This is a genomic window from Vicinamibacterales bacterium, assembly GCA_036504215.1.
In the GTDB taxonomy this organism is placed as follows: Bacteria; Acidobacteriota; Vicinamibacteria; order Vicinamibacterales; family Fen-181; genus FEN-299.
The window spans coordinates 1-24,489 of record DASXVO010000005.1; the positions used below are offsets into that span (position 1 = coordinate 1).

The window sequence follows — 24,489 nt, forward strand, 5'->3', positions numbered from 1 at the left end:
GCTGGCCTCGCAGTCCGCTTCGGACGGGTTCACGGGCTCGCGCACGACCCTGAACGACGAAGCCAACAAGATCCTCGCGGAAATCGACCGTGAAGCCGGCGTTGCCGGCCTGACGACGTCCACCCAGCAGTTCTCGGTGTATGTCAGCACCAGCTCGACCGCGGCGAACAACACCGTCGGTGGCGCCATCGGCCAGGCCGACTCGAAGGCTGACGGCCTGAACGTCACGGGCATCTTGCTCGACAGCGTCGCGAACGCCAAGCTGGCGGTCGCGACCGTCAAGAGCGCGGTCGCGATCCTGGGCGGCGTCCAGGCCCAGGTCGGCACGCTCGAGAATCGGCTCCAGTTCGCGGTGGCGCTGAGCCAGTCGCAGGTGGTCAACGTGAAGGCCGCCGAGAGCCGGATCCGCGACGCCAACATCGCGGAAGAGTCGGCCAACATGACCCGCTACAACATCCTGAACCAGAGCGGCATCGCCTCGTTGGCGCAGGCCAACCAGCAGGCGTCTTCGGTTCTGTCGCTGTTGCGGTAAGCGGGCCGCCTGACCGGGGAGTTTCCCTTCCCGTTCGGCAGCATCGGCGGAGTCGTGAGTTCATCGCCGGGGAAGCCGCCGTGGCGGCTTCCCCACCTTCCTCCTGGGAAGTGGCAGTTCGTGCCGCCTGAGGGCCGCGGACGCGGGTGTGTGCGTCTGCGCTCAAGGTTTGCGCGCCGTGTCCGATTACATACTCGGAACGCGGCAGCGACGCTGCCAACGGCCGGCAAGGATGCCGACCGGAAACTTCAAGGAGGAATGTCATGGCTTCGTTCTCTGTTGTCAGCAATATCGCCTCGGCAAACGCCCAGGCCAACCTGTCCATCAACAACGTCGGCTTGCAGCGGTCGCTCAACCGGTTGTCGAGCGGCTTCCGCATCAACTACTCGGGCGACGACGCGGCCGGTTTGGCGGTGGCGAACGGCTATCGATCGGACGTCGCGGTCCTCAACCAGGGGATCCGGAACGCGAACGACGGTCTCTCGACGCTCCAGATCAAAGACGGCGCGCTCAACAATATCTCGACGTTGCTCGACCGGCTCGCGACCCTGGCATCGCAGTCGGCCTCCTCGGCATTCAACGGCAGCAGGGACACCCTGAACGCCGAGTTCGTCGCAATCGTCGGTGAGATCGACCGTGAATCGTCGGTGGCCGGCCTCAACACCGTCCAGCAGTTCTCGGTATTCGTCGGCAGCGGCAGCACCGTGGGTGGCACGATCGGGATGGTGACTTCCGGCGCCACGTCGCTGGCGCTCTCGGGTGTCGGAATCGCGACAGACGCGACCGCCAAATCGGCGATTGCGCTGATCTCGTCGGCCGTGTCGATCCTGGGCAGCGTCCAGGGCAGCATCGGAACCCTGGAAAACCGGCTGCAGTTCGCCGTGGCGCTCGGTCAGTCCCAGGTCGTCAACACGAAGGGCGCCGAGAGCCGGATCCGCGATGCGAACGTCGCCGAGGAATCCGCTAACATGACGCGGTACAACATCTTGAACCAGAGCGGCATCGCGGTACTCGCCCAGGCGAACCAGTCGTCCTCGGCGGTATTGTCCTTGCTGCGCGGCTAAGCGGCGGCGCAGGCGTCGGACCCGCGGACGGGTGACCCGTCGTCACGGTAGGGGCACAGCCGGATGTGCCCCGCCCAGGACGGCGGACAAGAGAGGTCTTGATGGTTGGCGTAGATCTCGCAATCGCCGGAACGGCGGACCTTGGCGACGAGGGGCTGGATCGCCTCGAGCAGCTCCTCTCGGTGCACGACATCAGGGTCTCGTTCGGCCGGAGCCGGTGGACCGGTCAGCCAATCATCCGCCTCGTAGACGGGCACACGGGCCAGCCGCGGCGTCAGATCCCGCGGCCGGTCGTCAGTGAGCTGGCCGGTCTTGCCGCCGAACTCGCGCGGCAGGCCAGGCAGCGATAGCAGGGAGGAGACATGGGCACCATCACGATGAGCGGCTTCAACAACATCGACTGGTCATCGATCCTGAAGGCCGTGATGGCACAGGAGAGCCAGCCGCTGACTGCGATGCAGAAGCAGCGCAGCGCGATGTCGTCGCAGAAGACCGCGTTCACGACCCTTGCCACCAAGCTGAGTGCGCTCGAAACGAAAGCCTCGGATCTTTCCAGCGTCAGCTCGTTTGCAGGCCGAAAGGCCACGAGCGCCGATACGACGGTGCTCGGCGTGAGCGCAACCAGCACCGCGGCGATCGGCATGTACAGCATCGAAGTAAAGTCGCTGGCCCGCGCCCAGGTCACCACGTCGAGTCAGGCCAATGCCCGCACCGACATCGTGGCCAACGGCGGCACGCTGCGGATCACCTCGGGCGGCGTCAACACGGACATCGTCCTTGGCACCAGCCCCGTGACGCTCGAAGGGCTCTCTGCCGCGATCAACTCGACCGCGAACAGCCCGGTGACGGCGTCGATCGTTCAAGCGAATGGCAAGTACCAGCTCGTCCTGACCGGCGCGAGCACCGGCAAGGACCATGCCTTCACGGTCGATACGAGCGGTCTCACCGCGGGCTCGACGATCAGCTTCAACGCAACGCCCGTCATGAACGCGACCGACGCCGACATCTTCGTGAACAAGGTCGAGGTGACCAGCGCGAGCAACGCGATCGACGGCGCGATTCCCGGCGTGACGCTGAATCTGCTCAAGGAGACGGCGACGGGCAGCAGTGTCGGAGTGTCGGTCAGTCAGGACTCCTCGGCGACCAAAGACAAGATCCAGGCCTTCATCACCTCCTACAACGACCTGATTACGTTCTTCGACCAGCAGGCACAGTCGGCACGAAGCGGCGACACGGGCAGCATCGGACGTGACGCGATGGCGCGCGGTCTCCGATCGACGCTCTCGTCAACGCTGCTCCAGCCCTTTGCCGTTGGCGGCGTCTTCTCGAATCTCTCGGAGATCGGCATCGAGTTCCAGCGGACGGGCCAGCTCGGGCTCAATGCCACGGTGTTCGACGATGCGATGAAGAACCATCAGCCAGACGTCGAGAGGCTGCTGGCAGGGACGACCGGTGTGACCGGCGCCTTCGGGACGATCGGAACCGCGATTGGGCAGTACGTCGACGCGGGTGGTCTCGTGCCCGGCGTACAGGACCGTCTCGATTCGCAGATGAAGGCCATGGACGACCGCATGGCCGCCATGGGGGCGCGCCTGGCGATCCGGCAAGAGTCGTTGCAGCGGGAGTACGCCGCAACCGACCAGTTGATTTCGCAACTGAATGCGAGCGTGAACTCGCTCTCGTCGCTGAACAACGTCTACAAGCTCTACTAGCCAGTAGCGGTTCGTCTCGGAGGAACGCAGGCATGCAGACAGCGATGGCACGGGCCGCCCAGGCCTATTACCAGACCCAGGTCCAGTCCCAGTCACCGCTGGAGCTGGTCGTGATGCTGTACGACGGGGCGCTGCGCTTCATGCGCTTGGCTGCTGACGGTACGCGAAGACGGGACCTCGTGGTCAAGCGCGACGGCATGTCACGCGCGATGGCCATCCTCGCCGAGCTTCAGAACACGCTGAATGTGGAAAACGGCGGCGAGATTGCCCGATCCCTCGACGGTCTGTATGCCTACATCACGAGCCGCCTGATCGAGGCGAACATCAAGCAGGATCCGGCGCCGATCGAGGAGTCAATCCGTCTGCTCACGCCCCTGCGGGACGCCTGGGCCCAGATTGCCGCAAACCCCGGTCAGCCGGTGACGAAGTGAGCGCTGCGACGACCACCGAGCTCGAGAACGCGCTGTCGGAGTACGGCGCCGGCCTGGAAGCGGAAGTGGCGCTGTTGCAGCACCTGCAGCGTCTGGCGCGCGAACAACGCGAAGCCGGTCTTTGCAACGACGTCGGCCGTCTGACCGACTGCAGCGACCATCGTACCCGCATCATGGCGGGTCTCCTTGAAATCGAAGAACAGATCCGACCGATGCGGCGTCTGATCCTCGACAATCTGCCGGCCGCGCGCTCCCTCCCCGGATTCGCCGACGTCTCCCTGCAGCATCGAGCCGCCAGCAACCACGTGACCGCCATCCTCGGATCCGATCAGGAGACGCTGGCCGCGCTACACGCGATCGACGACCAACGGCGGACGGCCGCGCAACTCCTGGAGAGCGGCGAGAACACGCTGGCTGCGTATCGCCGTGTCATCGCTCCTCACTCCTCGAACGCCGGCCTGGTCAACGAACGCGGCTGACGCCCTCATCGACTCCAATTGACTGCAGCAGACAGACGCGCCTGCCGGCGGAGTGCCGGAGGATTGAGGCGCTGTCAGCCCCTGGCGGCCGCAACTTGAGACGCGGTCTGGAACGAGCGGCGGGACAGGGCCGGTCGGCTGGCGAAGAAGAAGGACGCGGTCTCTGAAAATCCGAGCTTGGCGTAGAGCTGACGCGCCGGGCCGTTTCGATCGGACACAATCAGCGTCAGCCGCAGATAGCCCATGGCGCGAACGGTGTCCGCCACGCTGCCGAGAAGTTCACGCGCAAGACCTGCCCGCCGAATCGATGGGTCGACGACGATCTGGGCGATGTGCGCCGTCTCGGGAGCCACGGCCGTGGTAATGACGGCACCCACTACCTGCCGCGACTCACGCCGCTCGATTGCGAAGCTCGCCTGTGGCAGATAGCTCCCGCAGGCTGGCGTGGCGAGCAACTGGCCCAGATAGTGGGCCCACTGATCGAGCCGTCCGTCCGGAGCGAAGCACCGTGCCTCAGCCAGGCCGGCGTACGATCGGGCTGTCAGCCTGACAACGTCGGCCGGATCGACATCCATGAGAGGCTGGAGGCGGAATTCGGGGCCGAGACCACCAGGCGACAGGGCCCCGGACGCGGCAACGAGCGGAGAGGACAGGTAGGGATGACGCTCCACGACGAACCGCTGTCGTTCGAACGCCGATAGCAGCGACGGCGAGATCGGGAACAGGAAAGAGCTCAGCGACCGCGCGAACCTGGCTTCCGGAGACTGCATCACCCGGTCGAGAAGTTCGCGCAGCCGGGCGGCGCTGTCGGCCACGAGCGTTCCGAGTTGCAGGGTGCCTTCGTGGACGACGAAGTACGTCCAGCCCACGGCCCGGCCCTCGGTGTTCCGGACCACGAGGCCGGGGAGGCGTCCGGCCCGACGCGCCTCTTCGACGATGACGCACGACGGCGCCAGGTCCCACGAGAGCTGAGTTCGATAGCGCTCGCACTCGGCCTCATAGAGCCGCTCGAACTCCGCAGCGTCCGTGTCGCGCCAATCCTCGAAGATCATGGCGGTTCGGTTGTCAGCCGCGGGTGGGTGCGGAGGGTGGCGGCTGCGTCTGGCCGGCAAATCGCCGCAACCGCTCCACCAGGATGTGCGCGGCCGTGGCGGTGCCAGCCGCCGTCCGGTTCTCCTCGCAGATCTGGTCGTAGATCTCGCGGCGATGCACGGCGACCGCCGGCGGCGCCGTGACCCCGATCCGGACGCCTTCCCGACCGACGCGAAGGACGCGGATCTCGATGCCATCACCAATCATGATGGCTTCGTTGCGCTTGCGTGTGAAAACGAGCACCGCACCTCTCCCCGGTTATTCGACCGTCAGCGGGTAGCGCAACGGATACAGACTGTTGCTGGGGACGACCTGGAACCCTGCCATCCGGCTCGGGTTGACGACCACCGGCGCGCGGAGATTCACGGTCGCCTCTCCGCTCTCGTCCACCGCCACGAGGGCGAGCCACAAGAGCAGGGTCTTGTCGTCGGCGCCCAGCCGGAGCAGATCGCTAGGCCCCAGGACGCATCGGTACTTCGGCAGAACGAGCCGAGGATCGATGGCGAGAAACGTCGCCGCCGGACCGTCTACGGCGTGCAGGCACTGCAGCGGCGCCATGGTCATCGACGAGAGCACCACGAACCGATGACAGTGCTCGAATCCGGGAAGGCCGTCTGGAAAGTTGAGGATGTCTCGCGGGTCGGCATCGAAGTCGCCAAACCGCGTCTGAACCCTGATGCGTCCGTCCATCGGCTGTTCCTCTTCGTCCAAGCGCTCTGGGTAGGTCATTTGAGGTAGTCCAGCAACGAAAGTCGTGTCCGTGTTGAGACGGCGCCGAGGGCCGCCTGGTACGTCGTGTTGGCCTGCTGCATGCCCGTAATGGCTTCGGCCATGTTCGCGTCCTGCTCCTTCGACAACCGGGCCTGGCTGGAGAGCTTCATCTCATTGAGACGCCTCCGCTGATCGTCGAGTCCGTTCAGGGCCGCACCGACACCGCTCTGCACCCTGGTGAACTCGTTGAAGGCCTGCTCCAGGCTCGCCAAGCCGTTCGCCATCCCGGCTTGATCGCCCGTGCGAACGGCGGCGATGAGCGTCTGCAGGTTCGCGAACAGGCCCGGGCCACCCGCTGCCAGGTCGAGGCTTCCACCGTCGAACGTCACCTGAATGGCCTTGTTCTTGTCGATGTCCACCGAGATCGGCGAATTGTTCCCGCTGTAGCCCGAGATCGAGCCGCCGGCAAGCCGGGCGAACGGAGGCGTCAAGCTCGCGGATCCGGAAAACAGGTACGTGCCGCGAAATGTCGTGTTCAAGTCGTCGAAGATCGCGTCGCGCAGCCCTTCGAGCTGCTGCGCCGTTGCCTCACGCTGCTGGGTCGTCTGGGTCGTGCCCTGGCCAGCCACAGCCGCCGAACGCGCGGTCGTGACCTGCGAGATGAGGTCCGACATCACCGTGTCGACGACGGTGAGACGCGAGGTGACCGAATCGGCCGAACGGACGTACTGATCCACGGTCGCAATCTCGCCGCGCCCGCGAACCACCGCTGCCATCGCCGAGGGGTCGTCGCTTGGCTGCAACAGCCGTTTTCCCGACGAGACCTGACGCTGGTACCGCTGCAATTCGGCTTGCGCGCGTTCGAGATCCGCGAGCGCGGCAGCGTCGCCAGAACCAAATGTGATGCGCATGATCAGTGCCCCACCATCGCCATCAGTGTGTCGAGCGCCTGGTTGATTGTCGTGAAGAACTTCGCGTTCGCCTCGTACGCCCGCTGGAACTTCAACATCGTCATCGCTTCCTGGTCGAGCGAGACGCCGGATACGGCGCCCCTGAGCGCGTCGATCTGGGTGACGATCTCCGCTCGGTTCTTCTGTTCGGCCCGTGCGGTCGCGGTATCCTGCCCGATTCGATACGTGAGCTCGGCCCAGCCATCGTTGAAGGTCCCGGCCCCGCCGTTCAGGACCTTCTTGTCGCCGAGCGCGGCGAGGATTCGGGCGTTCCCGTTGTCGCCGACAGCCGCCGTGGCTGCGGCCGCGACCAGCCGGGGATCGGCGGCCAGTGCCGGGTTCACGGTAATCGCCGCAGCCGCACCCGTCTGCGCGGCAAGGGGCGTGAAGAAGTTGGCCGCCGGGTTGCCGTTCAGGTCGCGCCCGGCCGTGTGCTGGGTGTTCACTTCCCGGACGAGGGTGTAGGCCATCGAGTCGAGGCTGTCGATGTAGCCGGGGATTACGACGTCGCGAGCGTGCAACATGCCGCCCAGCTGGCCGCCAGTAATCTCGCCCGTCACGGACACACCGCCGGTCTGCAGGTCCGCAAACCCATCGCTGTTGGTCACGACATCGAGCTTGTAGGCGTTCGTGCCAATGACGAGCGCGCGGCCGTTCGCGAACGACACGTCCACGCCGCCGCTCTTGTTGTCGAGCACGTTGACATCGACGAGCTGCGACAACTGCTTGATGTTCTCCGACAGGTCGTCGCTCAGGCTGAGCGTCATCGAGGACGACCCGCCGCCGCGGCCGATCGAGTCGTTCAGGGCCGCAATCCGCTGAACCAGGCCGTTGACGGTATCCGCAATCCCTTTGACCCTGTTGTCGGCGTCCAGCCGCGCAGCCGTGAACCGCTCCGACATGCCGTTGAAGGCGCTTGCGAGCGACTGGCCCTGGAGGATCACTCCCTGCCGCATGGTGGAGGACGTCGGATCCTCGGACAGACTGGCCCACGAATTGACGAACGCGGTGAACTTGCCGTCAATCGACTCGCCCGGCGCTCCGAGCGCGGCTTCGACAACGCTGAGCGCATCGGCCAGTGCCGACTCACGACCCTCTGCCGGGCGTTCGAGGCGCACGCGCCGCTCGAGCAACGCATCGCGGGTCGACCGGATGCCCACGACGTCCACGCCGCCTCCGGCGCTCAGTCGATCCGTCGGGGGAACCGAGGCGAGGTCGAGTTGACGTCGGGCGTAGCCCGGCGTGTTGATATTGGCGATGTTCTGACCGACGACGTCCAGGCCGAGTCGCTGCGCGTCGAGCGCCCGGGACGCCATCGTCAGGCTGCTGAACAAATCCGACATCAGCCCCTCGCTTCCAGCGCTGCCGGCGCCTGGCTGGTGAACTCACGACCGTCGGCACCGTAAGCACCGACCAACCCCTGCGCACCGAGTGAAGTCCGGACCATTTCCGACAAGGCGCCGCCGAGACGACGGCACCGCATCAGCGCCGATTTGGCGCGAGCCAGTTCCTGCAGGATCTGGTCACGCTCTCCGTCGACCGCCCCGCGCTCTGCCGGCAGCACGGCGAGTGCCGCCGCGAGCGCGATCTCGGAACCGAGGATCTCGTCGAGCCTGGCGGAAGCCAGGCCGTCGCCCGCCTGTTCGAGGGCCGTGCGCAGGCCAGTGGCTGCAATCAGCAGAATTCGCCCGTAGTCAGACATGGCTCCCGTCCTTGGAACGTGAGCGCGAGCGGTACGGTGGCTGGACAGGCTACAGCCGACCACGCCTGCCCCGCCGCCCGTCGGGCGACCAGGCCTGCGCGTCGGCGGTCTCTCTGAACGAAGGATGAGTGCTCCACTGCCAGTCCCCGCATACTTCGGGCGGGGGCGATTCGGGCAGGCTCTCGCCCTGCAGGGGGCCACGGGCCCCCTGGCAGGACCGAGCCGCGCGAACCGGCTCGCCCGTTACCGCTCGAGCAGGTGATCGATCAAGCGGTCCGCCAGTTTCATAGGATCCTGGCCGACCCGCCCTGCCACGAGCTTCTGCCGGGCCGCCGCGACGACATCCTGGCGGATCGACGGAGCGTTCTCGGCTGCCTTCATCGCGGCGCTCGCGAGCTGGGCATCCGACGACAACTCCACACGGTCCGTCCCGGCGTCGCCCGGACGATCGGCTTTCCCCTGCCGTTCCAGTCGCGTCTGCTCGAGACGTGCTGCGGCCGAGGCCTCATGGTTCGGGCTATTGCCCTGAATCTTCATCATCTACTCCCACGGCCACTCCGAGCGTGGAGGGCTGGCTGTTTGGTAAATCGGCAACCACCCCACCAAGCTTTAATAGCCCCGCGTATTTGGTGGCCGCGACCTCCGGATTCACCGGATGGCCGTCCTGGAGTACCTCGAAATGCAGGTGGGGTCCCGTTGACCGCCCCGTGCTGCCCACCCGCCCGATCACTGCGCCGGCATCGACCACGGCACCCGTCCCCACTTGGACGGACGCGAGATGCGCATACCGGGTCCGAATACCGTCGGCGTGCTCGATGACAACCGTATTCCCGTAGCCGCCCTGGGCCCCGGAGAACACCACCCGTCCCGAACCGGCGGCCGGCACTTCCCTGCCATACGCCGCCTGGATATCGACCCCCGCGTGAAAACGCCGCGTCCCGCTGAATGGATCCGCGCGGATGCCAAACGGAGAGCTAATTCCCGATGACAGCGGCAACGGCAGGGCGGCCTCGGGTTCGTCGTCGGCCGCGGGCGTGACGACAGGCAGGATGGAACGGCCCGGGAGACCGAGCGGCGCCGTGGTCACGGCCGCCGGCCACGCAGAGTCGGTGGCGGCGGTCTCGCTCGACGACTTGGCGGATCCACCGACCTGGCGGTCCAGCGCTCCCTGCAGCACACGCGTCAGGCCAATGCCCCCGCTCAACGTCAGCTGCCGTGCCAGCTCCACGTCCATCGTCTCGGTCATGGTGCCAGCGCCAAGACCGTCCTTCTGATCCTGGTCCCCGAGCATCGACTCCCGCATCTGGCGGATCATCTGGCAGACGAAGAACGACTCGAACTCCCGGGCCAGCTCCAGGATCTTCTCCCGGTCGCCGGGCTTCACGCCCGCCTTGGCGGACGCCACCGTCGTCGCGGGCACTTCCGGCATCGACAGGGGCCACGAGGCGCGGGTCGGGTCGGTGCTCATCAGATGATCACCAGCTCGGCGCGCAGCGCGCCAGCCGCCTTCAGGGCCTGCATGATGGCGATGATGTCGCGGGGCGTCGCGCCCAGGGCATTCAGCGCCTTGATGACCGACTGCAGCGTCGTGCCTTCCTCGAGGGCCACCAACTGTCCGCCGCCCTCGCTGACATCGACGTTTTCGTCAGGCGTGACGACGGTGTCGCCCTGTTTGGAGAACGGCGAGGGCTGAGACACGTTGTACTTGGTCGAGATCTTCACCGAGAGATTGCCGTGCGCGACCGCCGCCGAGCCGATGCGGACGTCGGATCCCACGACCACGGTGCCGGTGCGCTCATTGATGACCACGCGTGCCGGGGCGTCCACCTCGAGCGACAGCGGCTCGAGCCGCGCCATGAGGTCCGGCAACGACGCTCGATACTGCTCCGGCACCTTGACCGCGACGCTCGCCGGGTCGACGACCTGGGCCGCACCCGATCCGAGTTCGGCGCTGATGCTCTTTGCCAGCCGCATCGCCGTCGTGTAGTCCGGATCGTTGACCGACAGGATGATGCGCTCGGCCGGCTTCAGTTCAACTCTCTGCGCGTACTGCACCATGCCGCCAGCCGGCACGCGCCCCGCGGTGAGGTGATTGACCTGAACACTGTTCCCGCCCTTGCCACCGCCGAAACCACCGAGTGTGAGCGCCCCCTGGCCCAGCGCGTAGACCGACCCATCCGGCCCCCGCAGCGGCGTGGGCAGCAGCATCCCGCCCTGGAGACTGCGGGCATCGCCCACAGACGACGCGGTGATGTCGATGCGCGCACCGGCGCGAACGAAAGCGGGCAACTCCGCCGTCACCATCACGGCCGCGACGTTCTCGATCTTCATCTGGTCGCCCGGCACAACGATGCCGAACCGCTGCAGCATGTTGGCGAGCGATTGCGCGGAAAAAATAGTCTGCCGGCGATCGCCGGTCTTGTTCAGGCCGACCACGAGACCGTAGCCCACGAGAGGGACCGCCTGGTATCCGTCGAGGCGCGCGACGTCCTTGAGGCGGACGGGCGCATGCCCTTGCGCAAACACTCCCGCGCCCGGCAGGAACAGCGCCACGGTGAGCAGTACGGCACAGGTGCGGGTCGGGCACATGGTGATATTGCCTAGAAGACTTTGTTGAGCAGCCGGACCAGGATCCCGGGCTTCAGGCTGTCCCTGATGAGCCCGTTCCCGAAGTAGCGAACACTGAGCTGACCGATCTGCGTCGAGAGCACGACGTTGTTCGGCAGGATGTCCGCCGGCCGCACGACGCCATTCAAGACGACCATCTGCCGGTCGCCGTTGATGTCGATCTCGCGGACACCTTCGAGCACCAGGTCACCGTTCGGCAGCACCTCGGAGACGCGCGCCGTCATGACCGCCGTCAGTTCACCCGCGCGCGTCGTGGCGCCGGCGCCCGAGAATTTCGAGTCGCTGGCCAGCGATGCCAGTTTCGACGGGTCGATACCGCTCGGCAACTTGCCCTCGAGGCCCAACAGATTGGGGACTCCGGCCGTCGCCGCGCTGTTCTTGCTGACACTCGAATCGGCCTTGCCCGACGCCGTGATGCTTTCGATGACCCGGATCGTGACGAGGTCGTTCACGCGGCGGGCGCGTGGGTCGTTCATCAGTCCGGTCATCCAGGCGATCGACGCATCAGGGGCCGGCTGCGCCGCGCGTGCGGCCGCGAGATAGCGCTGGTACTGGTCCTCGTAGGCGCCGCCCGGCTTCTGCGCCGGCTTGGCCGTCTTCCCCTGCGCGCTCTGCGCGATGGCAGGGCACGTCCAGACGACGAGCATCAGCGCCAGCAGTCCCCGGCCGGCGACGCGGTACGCACCGCTCATTGCACCACCTCGACTTGTCCGGGTCCCACGACCCGCGCCTTCAGCGCCCGCCGGCTTTCACGGTTGACGACACGAATCATGTCGCCTTCGAGACCGCTCTGCTCGGCCACTGCCTGCGTCTGTACCATCACGGGCCCCACGGACGTCCGCACGGCCACGACGTCGCCACTACGGACCGTCGGCCGGACCTCCACCGTCGATCGCGTCACGACTTCGCCGGTCACGAGGTCTCGCACGACCCTGGCGCCCACGATGTCCGAGGGGCGAGGCAGGCGCTGGAGGAGGACAGCCCCCACCTCGCCCCGTGTCGCCACCAGGTCGGCGTCGACGAATGACTCGCCGCGTGAGAGCGGCCGCACGGTTCGCACGTGATCGGCCGCCACGAAAATGGAAGCGAGAGCATAGCCGGCGGGAACATGGGAGGCCTGGCCCGCGTCGGAGCCGAGGGTCTCACGGCTGCCGGGCTTCAGCCGCGACAGATTGAATCGGATTGAACGGCCGACGCGCGCGCCGGGCTCAGGGCTGGCCATGAGCGCCATCGCCTCGTCTCCTGCCACCGCGTTGATGCGAAGAGCTTCGATTCGCACGTCGGCCTCGCGTCCCATCCTGTCCCTGATTACGTTCTCGATGGCGTGTCGGACAACCGACTCCGACACGGCCTGTCCGTTGGCGCCTGGTGGCGCCGCGTGGAGCCATGAGCCCCACAGCAGCGCGATCACCGCACTACCGAGACATGTTGTTGACCTGCTGAAGCATTTCATCGGCCGCTTTCACGACCCTGGAATTGGCCTCGTACGCCCGCTGGCCAAGGATCATGTTCACCATCTCCTCGACCACGCTCACGTTCGATTCTTCCAAGAAGCCCTGAGCCACGGTGCCCAGGCCGTCGGTGCCCGGCACGCCATTGGTCGGCTCGCCGGACGCAGTCGTGGGTGCAAAGAGGTTGCCGCCGAGCGCGGTCAGGCCGGCAGGGTTCTGGAAGCTCGCGAGTTCGATGGTACCGATCTGCTGCGCGGCCGACTGTCCCGGCAACGAGGCCGAGACGATGCCCTGTCGCGAGATGGTGACGGAGATGGCGTTCGGCGGAATCGTGATCGCCGGCTCGAGCTGATAGCCATCGGCGGTGACCAGCATGCCCTGGCCATTCAGGTGCAGGGCGCCCGACCGCATGTACGCGGTCGTACCGTCCGGGGTCGCTACCTGGAAGAAGCCGCGGCCTTCAATCGCGAGGTCGAGCGTTCCCCCGGTGGACTTGAGATTTCCCGAGGAAAAATCACGTGCCGTGGCCACCGGCCGGGTGCCGAGTCCCGCCTCGAGTCCAACCGGCGCTTCGCCAGACGTGGACGTCGGCGAGCCCGCCTGCTTCAACTGCTGGTAGACGAGATCCTGGAATTCGACACGGCTCTTCTTGAACCCGCTGGTGTTCACGTTCGCCAGGTTGTGCGCGATGTTGTCGATGTTGGTCTGCTGGGCGTTCATGCCGCTCGCAGCCGTATACAGCGCACGAATCATACTGTCTCTCCTCGGGACGGCCCCGGTGTCCCGTTCAACTTCTCGCGGCCCGTGCCGATTACCCGACTGAGTAAATGTGTCGGCCTGCCGACAGCCCTGGCACGCCTCTCGACCACCCCCGCCCTCACATGCCGTGCTGACGGAGCGCTCGGTCCGGGGGGGCTACCGACGACCCAACTCCGTAATCGCCCGGGCATCGATGTCGTTCGACAGCATTGATATTCCACGCTGCAACGACTCGAATGCCCGCGAAACCTCGGTCAAGTGCACCATCCGATCCGACACGGAGACATTCGACTGTTCGAGCGCGCCACCTCGTACCGCGACCGACTGCTTGTCGACAGGCGCAACGTCGAGGGGAGCCCGAAATCGCCCGCGCTCTTCGCGATCGAGCCTGGCATAGTCTCCGAAGTCGACGATCTGCAACTTCCCGGCCGGAGCCCGGTCCACGGCGATCGTGCCGTCCGGTTTCACCACGAGCTGACCCTCAGTCAGCTTGATCGGCCCGCCTTGGCCCATCACCGGCATGCCGTCCCCGGTGACCAGCGTCCCGTCGGCCGATCGGGAGAAGTGGCCGTTGCGGGTATATCGCGGGCCGGCGGGCGTCTGGACGACGAAGAACCCCGAGCCGTCGACCGCCATGTCGAGATCACGTCCGGTCGGCAGGATTTCTCCCGGCCCGAAGTCGATCTTCGCCAGCGCGGGCGCCGTGTCGACCGCAGCATCCAGCACCGAGTCGAACGACGGGCGGCCGACCGCGACTGTGCCGGCTCTCTCGCCCTTGTATCCGGCGGTGCTCTCGTTGGCGAGGTCGCTTGCGACGCGATCGAGCTGCGCCATCCTGGTGTGCATGCCACTCAACGCGATGTAAATGCTTCCCGCCATATTGGCCTCCCGTCCTACCCCGCCAGTGTCGGCGTCCCGGGTTCCCAGGTATCGAGCGACCGCACGTCGAATCCCTCGTCGCGGCCCTGTTCCCGTGTCGCGGGTGCCGCCGACACGGACACGGCCGGAATATCAAGACTCTCCGCGTCCTCTGCCGCCTCGTCCCCCATGGACAGCCACAGGTCCTCGACGCGGCCCGCCCCCTCCAACCGGACCCAGAGGTAGTCATCCCCGCGCGCCTCGGTCATGTGCACGGCCCCGGTGGTGCGAGCCGCTTCCGCCACCCGCGCGGCGACGGCGTGCACGTTCGGCATGGCGGCGTAGACCGGCAGATCAGCCTCCGGAGATGCACCGTAGGCACGCGCGAGGATCGGCCACTGCTCGTCGGAGACGAGATACGGTTCGATGATCCAGCCGGTCAACTGTCGCAACGCGCCAATCGCCGTCCTGGGCACGGGCGCTGTGCAGGCAACCTTCAAGAGTTGGTGGCCCTCGTCGGCTTCGAATGGCACGACGCGCAGTGAGCGGACTGCATGGGCGGAGAGCCGGCCTGGCGCCGGCATCAGCCGCGAGGAGTCGACGGCTGTCAGGAAACCGACACCGCCCTGCGCCGCAAGTGCGCGCAGGACGTCGAATCTCGACACGATTCCGAGTTGCACCAGTTGCGTGCCGAGCCTGAGGCCGCTCTTCGCCTGCGCGTGAACCGCCTTCTCCAGCACTGCCGCCGGGATCCGGTTCTGGTGGGCGAGCAGGCCGCCAAGCCGGGCCTGGGCGAGCGCGGGCAGCGTGGCTGGCACGACCGGAGGCGTGCGCGACAGGCGCTGGTGCGCGGCCAACTCGAGACACCGCGCGGTGCAATACCACTTGTCGTCCAGACGAAGGCCGAGACCGCCGAGACGGACGAGTATCTCGGGGCGCCACCGGTGGCACTCCTTACGAGCGCAACGCGGCATGCGTACCCTCCCGCTTTCGTGCGGCAGTCTTGCCGCGAGCCGCCGCCGATCTCGCCAAGTGTACCCGGAGATTCACTTCACCCTCGGACACCTTTTCGTCCGCGGCGATCGCGGTGACGGGCCGGCCGCTCTTCACCGCATGCGTCATGCGACGGGTGGTTGTGCGGGACACCGCCGCCGGACTGAGCTCCGGCCGGTCGGCAATGCGGCCGAGCTCGGACGCGCTTGCCCGGAAGCCCGATTCCGCTGTCTCTGCAAGCAGCGTGAGGGCGTCGGTGAGATGCGCCAGGCGCGATTCAACCTGGTCGAGTCGGCGAAGTCCGCGCAAGACGAAGACGAGCACACCGGCCTCGACGAGGCCGACTAGCGTGAGCGCGATCACTGCGTAGCTCATGACTGATCCCGTTCTGCCGATTGATCGTTGTGGAGAGGCCTGACCGGGCTCGTGCTCCGGCCGCCAGCTCGACTTGCAAACTTCCTGCCGCCTGCCGGTCGGCTCGCGACGCTTGCCATGGCGAGCTGCCTGCCGCCTACTGTCCGAGGGAGCGGATCCGCTCGACGGCGCTCATCACCTCGGTGACCCGCACGCCGTAGTTCCCCGCCACGACGACGACCTCACCGCGGGCAATGATCTTGTCGTTGATCAACACGTCCACCGGTTCGTCCGGCGACCGGTCGAGGTCGATGACCGAGCCCGGCCCGATGTGGGTGAGCGCCTGCAACGTCATTTCCGTCCTGCCGAAGCGAACGGTCAGCGGGAGCTCGATGTCGAGAATGACTTCGAGATTGTCGATGCCGCTGTGCGGGGCTCCAGCCGGCGCACGTGGCGCCTGGGCCGACGGCCCGAACGATGACCGGTCCGCAGGCATCGATATCGACGGGGACGGCGCCTCGGTCGACAACGGGGAGTCGTCGATCCGCGCCCAGCAGCCAAACCGAAGGCTGCTTCCGTCCTCCATGGCCACGTCGAAGACCGACGGCGCGTCGGGCGGAAGAACGTCGGCGCGGGTGACCGAACCCTCGACACGGATCTTGGCGCCGGCCGCCACTGGCTTCTGGCTGAGGCCGCCGGCGGCTTGCCCGATCACCTCGCCCAGGGTGTCCACGACGGCATCGACACCCGGGTCCTCGTCCATCCCCATCAGCCGCCGCGCCAGTTCGGTGGCGTCGGCCTCGCTGACCGCCAGCGTGAACGTACCGGACAAGGCCCCGCTCATCGCGCAGGTGACCGTCCAGCCCGCGGCCAGCGGGCCCGTGCTGGCGACTGCGGCTGCATTGCTGCCGAGCAGGGCGCTCACGACGCCCGCCAGTTCGCCGGCCAGCCCGGTAATCAGTTCCTGCTGTCGTTCGGTGTGGCTTCCGTCCATCGCCTTACTCCGCTTCCTGGCGCAGGCCAAGGCGGTTTACGATCTCGACACCCACGAATCGATTGGACCGGACCGGTCGCCCGGTGTACTTGGTGACGGCGCCCGCATGCACCTCGATTGGATCGCGTGTCGGCCGGCCCAGGGACAGACAGTCACCCGGCCGCAGCGCGAGCAGGTCGCGGGCTTCGAGACGCGTACTGAGCGACGCGCTGATTGAAATCGGGACCTTCGACAGGTTCTCGAAGAGCCGTCGCCTCTCGACGGCCGTCGGGTCGCGGTGCGTCCCGTGCCATCCTTGGGCGAAACTCGCGCCGACCTGGGCCGGCACGCACAGGTTGAGCATGCCGCGGGTCTCGGCGATCTTGATGTCGAAGACCAGCAGGATGAACACTTCGTTGGGCGCGGCCACCTGCAGCATCTGGGGGCGCGTCTCACGCCCATGGATCCGGAAGTGGACGCTGATGATCGGAGCCCACGCTTCCGCCAGATTCTCCAGAATCAGCTTCACGACCGAGTCGACGACGTTCTGTTCGATCTCCGTCAGGGCCCGGCTCAGCTGTGGCGGGCGGCCGGTGCCCCCCAGCATGCGATCGATCATGGCGAAGGCGATGCTGGGATTGAGTTCGAGCGCGCCCAATCCGTCGATCGGCGGCAGGCTGAGCGCGTAGAACGCCGTCGGGTCGGGCAGCGACATCAGGAACTCGGAATACGTGAACTGTTCGACCGACACCACACTGACGTCGGTTGCGGATCGCAGGTAGGCTGAAAGCGACGTGGCCACGTTGCGGGCGAAGCGGTCGTGCAGGAAGTGCAGCGAGCGGATCTGCTCCTTCGAGACGCGGTCGGGGCGCCGGAAGTTGTAGAGCGTGGCTTCGGCGATCACGGCCTCGGCCGGCTCGCGCGTCGCCTCGCGCTCGATCTCGCGCGCCGATCCCAGCAGCGCGTCGATCTCTTCCTGCGACAGGATCTTTCCCATCAGTGTTTCTCCGGCAACCCGAGCGCCTTCCGCAGGCTTGCGCGCAGGCGCGACAGCGCCAGGGAGCGCAGCTGTGACACCCGCGACTCACTCACCCCCAGCACCTCGCCAATCTCCGCCATCGTCAGCTCCTCCTCGTAGTAGAGGGCGAGGACGTGGCGTTCGCGTTCTGGCAGTTCGAGGAGGGCGCTGCCCAGCATCTTGCGGAGCTCGCTGCGGGCCAAGCGTGATTCCGGCCCTTCATCGGGGTCGATGCAGAGTTCGAGGAGCGGGGTGCCGTCCGGGCTCGCGCTGTCCAGCTGGCGCACCGCGCCGATCTCCAGACCGCGCAACTGCTCGAGCACGCGCGTGTATTCCTCGGCGGACAGGTCCATGGCCGCCGCGATCTCGTGTTCCTCCGGCTCGTGCGCCAGTTCGTGGCGAAGGCGGGCGATCGTGCCGTCGAGGTCGCGTCGCATCTTGCGCAGCGATCGCGGAGCCCAGTCGAGGTCGCGCAGGGCGTCGAGCATCGCGCCTTGCAGCCGGCGCCGAGCGAAGGCGTCGAACGGCACGCCCATCGACGGGCGGTAGCGGTGCGCGGCTTCGATCAGGCCGATCACACCGACGCTGATCAGGTCCGCCAGCTCCACCTGCGAAGGCAGGCGCTGCGCGAGCCGATGCGCCATCGCCTTGACCAGGCCCACGTGCTGCAGCACGAGCTGGTTGCGTTCCGCGACATCCGCTTGCTGGGGCGTCGTCATGCGCACCGCTGCACCTCCACTCCACCGGAGCCGGCCGTTGCTTTCACTCCCGGCGGCACCAGTCGGAGCCCCGGACCGCCGCTCGGACCCAGGTTCGCGATCCGCGACGCCAGCACTCGGAAGCACCGGCTCGCGGGAGACTGTGGCCGATGATCCACGATTGGCCGCTGCACGAGCACGGCCTCACGAACGGCCGGATCGTAGGGCACGTAGCCGTAGTACCGAAGCCCGCGATTGAGGAACCGTGTGGCTGCGACATCGAGCTGGCGATAGACCAGTTCTCCCTCGTCCGCATCGCGCGCCCCGTTCACGAGAATCGCAATGTCCTTGGTGGCGTCGGCCAGGGTCAGCACTTTCACCATCGCGTAGGCATCGACCATCGCGCTCGGCTCGAGCGACGTGACGACGAGCACGCGTTGGGCACTGATGAGCAGTTGCACCACGTTGTCCGACAGACCGGCGGCCGTGTCGATGAGCAGATAGTCCAGATTGAGACACAGGCGCTGCAACCCGTCGGCCAGTCTGAGCCACTGCGCCTCTGTCAGGGCGGTCAGGTCACGCAACCCGGAACTTGCCGGAATGATCTTCACCCCAAACGGGCCGTCGACGAGGATGTCCTCGATCTCCCGCTCGCCCGCCAGCATGTGCCCCAGGTGGTAAGCCGGCGCCAGACCGAGCAGGACGTCGACGTTGCCCAGTCCGAAATCGGCGTCGAGAATCGCCACGCGATGGCGAAGACGCGCCAGCGCGACCGCCAGGTTGATGACGACACTCGTCTTCCCGACGCCGCCCTTGCCGCTCGTGACGGCGATCGTCGTGGCGCCCTTCCGGTCCCCGGTCGTGGTGTCGATGGAAGCCGTCATGCCGCGTCTCCCGCCTGGCCCAATTCCTCGCCGAGGACGCACGCCGCCAGAACCGGTGGCGTGGCGCGCGCGAGATCCTCGGGCACACGTTGTCCCGTTCCCAGGAACGAAATCGCCAACTGATGCTCACGTAACGTGCGCAGCAGCGGCGAGATGCTGCCGGCCTCGTCCAACCGCGTCAGCGCGACGCAATCGGGCCGCGCCAGCTCGAAGCTGTCCAGCAGCCGATCGAGTGCGTCAGACGACGTCGTGGCCGGAACGACCAGGTGCGTGCGCACGCCCCGACGTCCGGCGAGCAGATCGAACATCTCGCGAGCGGCCCGGTCGCGCGGTGACCGTCCGGCGGTGTCGACCAGCACGGGACACGACGAAGGCTTGGCGAAGACCTGTTCGATTTCGCTGGGCGCCCGGACGACACGGAAGGAGGACCCGATGATGTCGGCGTAGAGGCGCAGTTGTTCCACCGCACCCACCCGGTAGCCATCGGCCGCCACCAGGCCCAGGCGCCTTCCGTGGGCGGCCCGCTCCTGCGCGGCGATCTTCGCGATGGTGGTCGTCTTGCCGGCGCCCGGAGGGCCAACGAAGACCTCGACCGGCACCAGACTGTCGCTCCCGGCGGCCATCGACCCGAGGCACTGCGCCAGCGCCCGGCGGATCGTGGGGACGGAGGCCCCGCGCCGCCCGCTCCGGGGCACGGCCTCGTAGACGCGCCGGGCCAGTTCGGCATCGACGCCGGCGGCGACCAATCGGGCGATGATTTCGTTGTCTGCGGCAGGAGCTTTGGGCCGTCCGGCCCCGTCAGCTGGTCGGTTTTCCGACACCGATGGTCGGTCCACGGCCGCTGTAACCTCGATCTCCCGCCCCCCCATCCAGCCTGACACGCCTCGTTTCGCCACCATCCTGGTGGAGAGAACGAGCGCGCTCGGCCCGAGATCCGCGCGGACCCGCGCCAGCGCTTCACGCACGGTTGGCATCCGATATCTCTTCAGGTGCATGTCAATCCAGCACTGAAAGCACGGTCACCCGAATTTGTGATGGCACTTCGTTGTGCGACAGCACCGCGACCTGGGGGAGCACCCTGGCGAACAGCCGCCAGAAATGAGGTCGGAGTGCTGGCGTGCACAGAAGCACAGGCTGTGCCACGGCGGTTTCGATCACGCGGGCAATCTTGGTGGCCAGGCGCTGGGCGTCGTTCGGGTCCACCGCCAGAACGGTCCCGTGCTCGGTCCGCACGACGGATTGCAGCAGCCGGTCTTCGAGCGCGGGCGCCAGGCTGATGACCGGGAGCTCCCCACGCTCGTTTTGATACTGCTTGCAGATCACGCGGCCGAGCACCGACCGCACCGACTCGGTTATGGCGTCCGGGTCCTTGGTCGCCGATGCGCTGTCGCTGATCGCCTCGAGGATGGTCGCCAAATCTTTGACGGCCACACGCTCGCGGAGCAGGTTCCGCAGGACGCGCTGGATCTCGCCGAGCGACACCACCTTCGGCACGAGGTCCTCGACGAGCTTCGGCGAGGTCTGAGAGACCCGGTCCACCATTTCCTTCACCTGCTGGCGTCCGAGCAGTTCCGGCAGGAACGTCCGAATGGACTCTGACAAGTGCGTCGACACGGCCGTCGTTGGATCGACCACGGTATAACCGGCATTGGTCGCCTGATCCCGATGGTCTTGGGGAATCCACCACGCCGGGAGGCCGAACGCAGGTTCCCGAGTCGAGATACCCTCGAGACCGGCGGCCGCAGTGCCGGGGTTGATGGCGAGCAGACGGTCGGGATAGAGCTCGCCCCGAGCCACCTCGACGCCCTTCAAGAGAATCGAGTACACCCGCGGCCCGAGTTGCAGGTTGTCGGCGATGTGGACCGGAGGCACGACGATACCGGTTTCCGTTGCGATCTGGCGACGGATGGCGCGCACGCGGGTCAGCAGCGTGCCGCCCTGCTTCTCGTCCACCATCGCGATCAACGCATACCCGACCTCGACGCTGAGCGGATCGACGCCGATCGCCGACTCGATGGAATCTGGCGGTGGGCCGGCCGGCTTGTCTTCCTCGACGGCCACGGTCTCTGGCGCTGACTTGGTCGCATACGCGGCGCCCCCGAGCAGCGCCGCCACGAACAGGAACGGGAACTTGGGGAGGCCCGGGATCAGCGCGAGGGTCACGAGCACCCCGGCCGCGATGACCAGCGGGCGCGAGCGCGCCAGCAACTGCACCGCCACCTCTTCACCGAGGTGGGATTCCGACGCCGCCCGCGTCGTGATGAGACCGCCCGACATCGAGACGAGGAGCGCGGGAATCGATGTCACCAGCCCCTCACCGACGGTCAGGATGGTGTAGGTCTTGGCGGCCGTGGCGAGATCGAGCCCGTGCTGCATCACGCCGATGATCAGGCCGGCGATGATGTTGACCGCGGTGATCAGGATGGCGGCGACCGCGTCCCGCTGTGTGAACCTGATGGCGCCGTCCATCGCGCCGTAGAAGTCGGCTTCCCGCCGTATCAGTTCACGTCGCGCCTTCGCGTCCTTGTCGTCGATCAGCCCGGCGTTCAGGTCCGCGTCAATCGCCATCTGTTTGCCGGGCAGCGCATCGAGGGTGAACCGCGCCGTCACCTCCGAGATGCGGACCGCGCCGTGGTTGATGACGACGAACTGAATCGTGATCAACACCAGGAACACGACGACGCCGACGACGAAGTTGCCGCCGACCACGAACTGGCCGAACGACATGATCACGTTGCCGGCAGACTCGACGCCCTCGGCGCCGTGGAGGAGCACAAGGCGGGTCGAGGCGACGTTCAGTGACAGGCGCAACAGGGTGAGGACCAGCAGCAGCGACGGAAACACGGAGAACTGCACGGGCTGCCGGATGTACAACGCCGTCAGCAGCAGCACCACCGCGAGGCCAATATCCATCGACAGCAACAGGTCGAGGAGAAGCGGCGGCAGCGGCACGATCATCAAGAGGACGACCGACAGCACCGCGGCCGGCGCCAGCATGTGGGTGAAATGGAACGGATGTTCGGCTTCTGCCATGGACCTCGCCTCGAGGTACCGCGGGCCCGGAGGTCCGCGGGACGACACCGGTTGCTAGAGCGCCAATTGCTTCAATCGAATCAGGTAGGCCAGGACCTCCGCGACGGCCTCGAACAGCGCCGCCGGGATGAATTCGCCCACCTCGACCGACTTGTACAGCGACTGCGCGAGCGGCACGTTCTCGACCATCGGCACACCGTGCTCGCGCGCAACCGCCTTGATTTTCTGTGCCAGGAAGCCCCGGCCTTTCGCGATCACCCGCGGCGCAGCCATCCCGGCGCGCTGATACTCGAGGGCGACCGCGTAATGGGTCGGGTTCGTGATGATGACCGTCGCCTTGGGCACCGCCGCCATCATCCGCTTGCGCGCCATCGTCATCATCACCTGGCGCACGCGTGCCTTGATCTCGGGGTTGCCCTCCATCATCTTCATGTCGTCCTTGACTTCCTGCTTGGTCATCATCAGCGACTTCGTGTGCCGCCAACGCTGAATGCCGTAGTCGGCGCCGGCCACGAACAGCATGGCCAGGGCCGACTGACGCAGGAGCCGCTCGACGTCCCCCCAGCCGACGATCGCGGCCTGGAACGGCGACATGCGCGCATAGCGGGCGTTGTCGAGCAGGTTCGCCTCGATCACGCGGTAGCTGATGAAGGTGAGGACGGTGACGAGAACAATCATCTTCAAGGTGTCGATGCCGCCGCCGGAGAACCCGAGCTTCTTCGCGCCCGTGACCGGGTTGAGCTTGCTGAAGTTCAGCTGCAACGCCTCGCTCGCGAAGACCCAGCCACTCTGCGCGGTGAACAACGCGATGACGGTGACCATCGCCGTGAGGGCCACCGGGGCCACCAGCACCAGGAGCGTGCGCAGGCCGTCGAGCGCGAGCGAGCCAACCTCGTCGAACATGAGGTCGTGCGCAGGAAATCGGTGCATCTGGCTCAGCGCGTTGCCAACGGCCCGGCCGAGCCCCTCCATCATCCAGGCGCCGCTCCACCCGAGCGCCACGAGCACCGCCGCGAGCGTGCCGGCCTGAACGAGGTCGCGACTGCGCGCAACCTGGCCCTTCTTGCGGGCATCCCGCAGGCGGCGTCCGGTCGGTTTCTCAGTGCGATCAGTGGCCATCGACTCGGCTCTCTACCTGAATCCGTACGCCAGACGGCCGGCCAGTTCGAGGGCCGGCATCACGAGACGCGTCACCACGCTCGGCACGACTCCGACGGCCGCTGCCAGTGCCACGAGGCCTGCCAGCAGCCGGATCGGGAACCCAATCACCATCAGATTCAGGGCCGGAGCCGCGCGGGAGATGAGGCCAACGGCCAACTCGGCCACGAGCAGCACGATGACGATGGGCGCCGCCATCTGCGTGCCGAAGACGAACAGGAGGCCGAGCAGCGCCGCCACACTGGTGGCCATCTGGGAATCGACGTGGCCGATGCCGATCGGCATTGCCTGATACGATTCGGCCAGGGCGCGCAGGAGCGCGTGGTGGCCGTTGATGCCGAGAAACGTGAGAAGCGTGATGCTGCTGTAGAGCGCGGCAATCAGGTTGTTCCGCGCCCCGGTCTGAGGATCCACCGTCGCCGCGTACGCGAACCCCAGCTGGAAGCCGGTCAACTGCCCCGCCAACTCGGCTCCAGCCATCAGGATGCGGATCGAGAGGCCCAGCGCCAGCCCGATGGCCGCCTCGCGGATGGCCATCACCGTCAGGGCGGCCAGCGTGAGGCTGGCCGGCATGGCGACGGTCGGCGAGATGGCGATGCCAAGCACCACCGACAGGCCGACCTTCACCGGCACCGGCGTGTACTGGCCACCGAAGGGCGGAGCGGTCGCAACCAGGAATCCTGGCCGGATCAGCAGGAGGGCGAGCCGGGTGATGATCGCGAGATCGATCACCGAATGAACTCCGGAAGGCGCTCAATCAGGTGTCGCGAGAACCCGCTCACGACCCGGAGCATCCAGGGAAACGTCAGCGCGAACACGACGAAGATGACGGCCGCACGAGGGATGAACGCCAGGATATTGTCCTGGATCGACGTGACGGTCTGGAAGATGCTGATCAACACGCCGACGGCCAGTCCGGCCAGGAGCATGGGCAGGCTCACGATCACAGCCATCTCGATCGCCTGACGAACGACACCGACAACCAGGGCTTCGGGCACAGCGTTCTCCG

General features: G+C 66.7%; 30 protein-coding genes. 6 read left to right on the forward strand and 24 right to left on the reverse strand.

The window, feature by feature from the left end:
- From VGK32_00830 to VGK32_00855, 6 genes are all read left to right on the forward strand, one after another.
- A partial coding sequence (locus tag VGK32_00830) for a flagellin (protein HEY3380276.1) occupies positions 1 to 532 on the forward strand: 532 nt, incomplete at its 5' end.
- Between the two features lie 263 nt (positions 533 to 795).
- Positions 796 to 1,596, forward strand: coding sequence for a flagellin (locus VGK32_00835; GenBank protein HEY3380277.1), 801 nt, complete (start codon positions 796 to 798; stop codon positions 1,594 to 1,596).
- A 101-nt stretch (positions 1,597 to 1,697) separates the two neighbouring features.
- On the forward strand, positions 1,698 to 1,946 hold the full coding sequence (locus tag VGK32_00840; protein ID HEY3380278.1) for a hypothetical protein: 249 nt from the start codon (positions 1,698 to 1,700) through the stop codon (positions 1,944 to 1,946).
- Between the two features lie 12 nt (positions 1,947 to 1,958).
- The gene (gene fliD, locus VGK32_00845) at positions 1,959 to 3,308 is read left to right on the forward strand and encodes a flagellar filament capping protein FliD (protein HEY3380279.1); all 1,350 of its coding nucleotides are present in this window, start codon (positions 1,959 to 1,961) and stop codon (positions 3,306 to 3,308) included.
- A 32-nt stretch (positions 3,309 to 3,340) separates the two neighbouring features.
- Entirely contained in the window at positions 3,341 to 3,739 is a 399-nt protein-coding gene (fliS, locus tag VGK32_00850; GenBank protein HEY3380280.1) for a flagellar export chaperone FliS, read from the forward strand.
- Positions 3,736 to 4,218 carry a hypothetical protein gene (locus VGK32_00855; protein ID HEY3380281.1) on the forward strand — a complete coding sequence of 161 codons (483 nt, stop codon included), beginning with the start codon at positions 3,736 to 3,738 and terminating at the stop codon, positions 4,216 to 4,218. Before fliS ends, VGK32_00855 begins: the two co-directional genes overlap by 4 nt.
- 74 nt (positions 4,219 to 4,292) lie before the next feature.
- Here VGK32_00855 and VGK32_00860 read toward each other — a convergent pair whose 3' ends face one another.
- From VGK32_00860 to VGK32_00975, 24 genes are all read right to left on the reverse strand, one after another.
- Positions 4,293 to 5,270: a GNAT family N-acetyltransferase gene (locus VGK32_00860; GenBank protein HEY3380282.1), complete on the reverse strand. Its 978-nt coding sequence runs from the start codon at positions 5,268 to 5,270 to the stop codon at positions 4,293 to 4,295.
- 13 nt (positions 5,271 to 5,283) lie between these two features.
- A complete protein-coding gene (gene csrA, locus VGK32_00865; protein ID HEY3380283.1) occupies positions 5,284 to 5,553 on the reverse strand; it encodes a carbon storage regulator CsrA in 270 nt (89 codons plus the stop codon).
- A 15-nt stretch (positions 5,554 to 5,568) separates the two neighbouring features.
- The gene (gene fliW / locus VGK32_00870) at positions 5,569 to 6,000 is read right to left on the reverse strand and encodes a flagellar assembly protein FliW (protein ID HEY3380284.1); all 432 of its coding nucleotides are present in this window, start codon (positions 5,998 to 6,000) and stop codon (positions 5,569 to 5,571) included.
- Between the two features lie 35 nt (positions 6,001 to 6,035).
- The gene (gene flgL, locus VGK32_00875) at positions 6,036 to 6,932 is read right to left on the reverse strand and encodes a flagellar hook-associated protein FlgL (GenBank protein HEY3380285.1); all 897 of its coding nucleotides are present in this window, start codon (positions 6,930 to 6,932) and stop codon (positions 6,036 to 6,038) included.
- A gap of 2 nt (positions 6,933 to 6,934) precedes the next feature.
- The gene (gene flgK, locus VGK32_00880; GenBank protein HEY3380286.1) at positions 6,935 to 8,314 is read right to left on the reverse strand and encodes a flagellar hook-associated protein FlgK; all 1,380 of its coding nucleotides are present in this window, start codon (positions 8,312 to 8,314) and stop codon (positions 6,935 to 6,937) included.
- The gene (locus VGK32_00885) at positions 8,314 to 8,673 is read right to left on the reverse strand and encodes a hypothetical protein (protein ID HEY3380287.1); all 360 of its coding nucleotides are present in this window, start codon (positions 8,671 to 8,673) and stop codon (positions 8,314 to 8,316) included. The genes flgK and VGK32_00885 overlap by 1 nt, the downstream gene beginning before the upstream one ends.
- Before the next feature lie 243 nt (positions 8,674 to 8,916).
- Complete coding sequence (gene flgM, locus VGK32_00890) at positions 8,917 to 9,213, reverse strand: flagellar biosynthesis anti-sigma factor FlgM (GenBank protein ID HEY3380288.1); 297 nt, start codon at positions 9,211 to 9,213, stop codon at positions 8,917 to 8,919.
- The gene (locus tag VGK32_00895) at positions 9,191 to 10,141 is read right to left on the reverse strand and encodes a peptidoglycan DD-metalloendopeptidase family protein (protein HEY3380289.1); all 951 of its coding nucleotides are present in this window, start codon (positions 10,139 to 10,141) and stop codon (positions 9,191 to 9,193) included. The genes flgM and VGK32_00895 overlap by 23 nt, the downstream gene beginning before the upstream one ends.
- Positions 10,141 to 11,262 carry a flagellar basal body P-ring protein FlgI gene (locus VGK32_00900; protein HEY3380290.1) on the reverse strand — a complete coding sequence of 374 codons (1,122 nt, stop codon included), beginning with the start codon at positions 11,260 to 11,262 and terminating at the stop codon, positions 10,141 to 10,143. Before VGK32_00900 ends, VGK32_00895 begins: the two co-directional genes overlap by 1 nt.
- An 11-nt stretch (positions 11,263 to 11,273) precedes the next feature.
- Positions 11,274 to 11,993: a flagellar basal body L-ring protein FlgH gene (locus VGK32_00905; protein ID HEY3380291.1), complete on the reverse strand. Its 720-nt coding sequence runs from the start codon at positions 11,991 to 11,993 to the stop codon at positions 11,274 to 11,276.
- Positions 11,990 to 12,580 (reverse strand): flagellar basal body P-ring formation chaperone FlgA, encoded by a 591-nt coding sequence (gene flgA, locus VGK32_00910; GenBank protein ID HEY3380292.1) that lies wholly within the window; start codon positions 12,578 to 12,580, stop codon positions 11,990 to 11,992. The genes VGK32_00905 and flgA overlap by 4 nt, the downstream gene beginning before the upstream one ends.
- A 136-nt stretch (positions 12,581 to 12,716) precedes the next feature.
- Positions 12,717 to 13,505 carry a flagellar basal-body rod protein FlgG gene (gene flgG / locus VGK32_00915; GenBank protein HEY3380293.1) on the reverse strand — a complete coding sequence of 263 codons (789 nt, stop codon included), beginning with the start codon at positions 13,503 to 13,505 and terminating at the stop codon, positions 12,717 to 12,719.
- A gap of 162 nt (positions 13,506 to 13,667) precedes the next feature.
- Positions 13,668 to 14,390, reverse strand: coding sequence for a flagellar hook basal-body protein (locus VGK32_00920; protein HEY3380294.1), 723 nt, complete (start codon positions 14,388 to 14,390; stop codon positions 13,668 to 13,670).
- Positions 14,391 to 14,404: 14 nt separating this feature from the next.
- Positions 14,405 to 15,343 carry a hypothetical protein gene (locus tag VGK32_00925; protein HEY3380295.1) on the reverse strand — a complete coding sequence of 313 codons (939 nt, stop codon included), beginning with the start codon at positions 15,341 to 15,343 and terminating at the stop codon, positions 14,405 to 14,407.
- Positions 15,324 to 15,737, reverse strand: coding sequence for a hypothetical protein (locus VGK32_00930; GenBank protein ID HEY3380296.1), 414 nt, complete (start codon positions 15,735 to 15,737; stop codon positions 15,324 to 15,326). The genes VGK32_00925 and VGK32_00930 overlap by 20 nt, the downstream gene beginning before the upstream one ends.
- A gap of 136 nt (positions 15,738 to 15,873) precedes the next feature.
- Positions 15,874 to 16,710: a flagellar motor switch protein FliN gene (gene fliN / locus VGK32_00935; GenBank protein ID HEY3380297.1), complete on the reverse strand. Its 837-nt coding sequence runs from the start codon at positions 16,708 to 16,710 to the stop codon at positions 15,874 to 15,876.
- A gap of 4 nt (positions 16,711 to 16,714) precedes the next feature.
- Positions 16,715 to 17,686 carry a flagellar motor switch protein FliM gene (gene fliM, locus VGK32_00940; protein ID HEY3380298.1) on the reverse strand — a complete coding sequence of 324 codons (972 nt, stop codon included), beginning with the start codon at positions 17,684 to 17,686 and terminating at the stop codon, positions 16,715 to 16,717.
- The gene (fliA, locus tag VGK32_00945; GenBank protein ID HEY3380299.1) at positions 17,686 to 18,426 is read right to left on the reverse strand and encodes an RNA polymerase sigma factor FliA; all 741 of its coding nucleotides are present in this window, start codon (positions 18,424 to 18,426) and stop codon (positions 17,686 to 17,688) included. The genes fliM and fliA overlap by 1 nt, the downstream gene beginning before the upstream one ends.
- Positions 18,423 to 19,289 carry a MinD/ParA family protein gene (locus VGK32_00950; GenBank protein ID HEY3380300.1) on the reverse strand — a complete coding sequence of 289 codons (867 nt, stop codon included), beginning with the start codon at positions 19,287 to 19,289 and terminating at the stop codon, positions 18,423 to 18,425. Before VGK32_00950 ends, fliA begins: the two co-directional genes overlap by 4 nt.
- Entirely contained in the window at positions 19,286 to 20,263 is a 978-nt protein-coding gene (locus VGK32_00955) for a hypothetical protein (protein ID HEY3380301.1), read from the reverse strand. Before VGK32_00955 ends, VGK32_00950 begins: the two co-directional genes overlap by 4 nt.
- A gap of 22 nt (positions 20,264 to 20,285) precedes the next feature.
- Positions 20,286 to 22,322 carry a flagellar biosynthesis protein FlhA gene (flhA, locus tag VGK32_00960; GenBank protein ID HEY3380302.1) on the reverse strand — a complete coding sequence of 679 codons (2,037 nt, stop codon included), beginning with the start codon at positions 22,320 to 22,322 and terminating at the stop codon, positions 20,286 to 20,288.
- A 54-nt stretch (positions 22,323 to 22,376) separates the two neighbouring features.
- Positions 22,377 to 23,441, reverse strand: coding sequence for a flagellar biosynthesis protein FlhB (gene flhB, locus VGK32_00965; protein HEY3380303.1), 1,065 nt, complete (start codon positions 23,439 to 23,441; stop codon positions 22,377 to 22,379).
- 12 nt (positions 23,442 to 23,453) lie between these two features.
- The gene (locus VGK32_00970) at positions 23,454 to 24,212 is read right to left on the reverse strand and encodes a flagellar biosynthetic protein FliR (protein ID HEY3380304.1); all 759 of its coding nucleotides are present in this window, start codon (positions 24,210 to 24,212) and stop codon (positions 23,454 to 23,456) included.
- The gene (locus VGK32_00975) at positions 24,209 to 24,478 is read right to left on the reverse strand and encodes a flagellar biosynthetic protein FliQ (GenBank protein ID HEY3380305.1); all 270 of its coding nucleotides are present in this window, start codon (positions 24,476 to 24,478) and stop codon (positions 24,209 to 24,211) included. Before VGK32_00975 ends, VGK32_00970 begins: the two co-directional genes overlap by 4 nt.
- Positions 24,479 to 24,489 lie beyond the last annotated feature (11 nt).